This is a genomic window from Roseomonas sp. 18066 (genome assembly GCF_902706185.1).
GTDB lineage: Bacteria > Pseudomonadota > Alphaproteobacteria > Acetobacterales > Acetobacteraceae > Pseudoroseomonas.
The window spans coordinates 1-1,223 of sequence record NZ_CACSJM010000320.1; the positions used below are offsets into that span (position 1 = coordinate 1).

At 68.8% G+C, this 1,223-nt stretch carries 1 protein-coding gene and 1 tRNA gene; both read left to right on the forward strand.

Features of this window, described 5'->3' with window-relative positions:
- The first annotated feature begins 131 nt into the window (after positions 1-131).
- A tRNA-Leu gene (locus GVN67_RS29005) sits at positions 132-215 on the forward strand.
- Positions 216-314: 99 nt separating this feature from the next.
- Entirely contained in the window at positions 315-971 is a 657-nt protein-coding gene (locus GVN67_RS29010; protein WP_160000761.1) for a ribonuclease D, read from the forward strand.
- Positions 972-1,223 lie beyond the last annotated feature (252 nt).

The following is a 1,223-nucleotide window of genomic DNA, read 5'->3' on the forward strand; positions in this document are numbered from 1 at the left end:
CCCCCACCCCAGCCACGCCCCCGCTTCCATGCCCGATCAATCGGCCGTCGTAATTTTGTAAAAACCCCCGTTGACGGGGGGCCGCGCCGCCCATAAAAGCCCCTCCACGCCGCAAGGCGCTTCGCCCCCTTGCCCAGGTGGTGGAATTGGTAGACGCGCTGGCTTCAGGTGCCAGTGACCGCAAGGTCGTGAAGGTTCGAGTCCTTTCCTGGGCATATCTACCCCCTCCCCCTCCACTACGGGGCCCCTGCACTTAAGGGACTGCCGCTCTCAGGGCGGCACATGGTTCGACAGGAAGCCGGGGGATGGCGAAAATGGCTCAGACCCTTTTCGCCCCGAAGATGATCAAGCTCCACAAGCATGACCTGCCAGCCGGCCTCGATTTCGGGCCTGTCGTGGCGATCGACACCGAGACCATGGGCCTCGACCCGCGGCGCGACCGGCTGTGCCTGGTGCAGCTCTCGGCCGGCGACGGCACCGCCCATTGCGTGCAGATCATCCCCGAGGCGCTGGGCGGCCGCGGCGGCGACTGCCCCAACCTGAAGGCGCTGCTGGCGGATCCGGCCGTCACCAAGCTGTTCCACTTCGCCCGCTTCGACGTCGGCATCCTGCGCGCGGCGCTCGGCGTCGAATGCGCCCCCGTCCGCTGCACCAAGATCGCCGCCAAGCTGGTCCGCACCTTCACCGAGCGGCACGGGCTGAAGGAGCTGTGCCGCGAGCTGCTGGGCGTCGACATCTCCAAGCAGCAGCAGAGCTCCGACTGGGGCGCGGCCGAGCTGACGCCGGAGCAGCTGGCCTATGCCGCCTCCGACGTGCTGCACCTGCATGCGCTCTGGGCCAAGCTCGAGCTGCTGCTGCGGCGCGAGGGACGGCTGGAGCTGGCCGAGGCCTGCTTCCGCTTCCTGCCCGCCCGCGGCCAGCTCGACCTGATGGGCTATGACGAGCCGGATATCTTTTCCCATTCCGCCTGAGGCCTGACACCCTGGCAAATGAGCCGGCCAAGAACCCCGGGCAAAAAAGCCCCACGGGGCCTCAAGCTTGGCATGGTTTTTGGTAGGCTGGCACAGTCCTGCGTTGACCCGCACAGGGTGCCGCCCCATACAAAGGGGGTGAGCCGCACTCCCGCCCTGCCCGGCACGCCCGCCGCCCCGCACCGCCCCGCTGATCCGGGGCCGCGGCCCCGGTCGAGGGCGATGGTGGAGCGCGGCGCCCGCCCTTGGACC

What these genes read in the sequence shown, in the direction of transcription:
- GVN67_RS29010 (WP_160000761.1), top strand. Translation starts at nt 315, where the DNA reads ATGGCTCAGACCCTTTTCGCCCCGAAGATGATCAAGCTCCACAAGCAT.